Source organism: Streptomyces beijiangensis (assembly GCF_017315755.1).
In the GTDB taxonomy this organism is placed as follows: domain Bacteria; phylum Actinomycetota; class Actinomycetes; order Streptomycetales; family Streptomycetaceae; genus Streptomyces; species Streptomyces beijiangensis.
On sequence record NZ_JAFLRJ010001697.1, the window covers coordinates 1 to 259 of the forward strand.

Below are 259 nucleotides of genomic sequence, written 5' to 3' on the forward strand. Positions count from 1 at the left end.
GAAGGAGCGCGGAAGCCGCTCGACGGGCTGTCAGCGGTCGGGTCCCGGGTCCTTCAGCCAGTTGATCAGCTCGGAGGAGAACGCCACCGGGTCCTCCTCGTGCGGGAAGTGGCCGAGCCCGTCGAACAGCCGCCAGCGGTACGGCGCTTCGACGTACTCCCCGGACCCGGCGGCGCTGCGGATGCCCACCACGGGGTCGAGCGAGCCGTGCAGATGCAGCGTCGGAACCCGCACCGGCCGCTTCATCCGGCGGTTGAAC

Annotated in this window: 1 protein-coding gene; it reads right to left on the reverse strand. The window is 71.0% G+C overall.

Translation table 11 applies throughout. The annotated features are described in order from the left end of the window. Nucleotides 1-30: 30 nt before the first annotated feature. A partial coding sequence (locus J0695_RS43285) for an alpha/beta fold hydrolase (RefSeq protein WP_206970271.1) occupies nt 31-259 on the reverse strand: 229 nt, incomplete at its 5' end.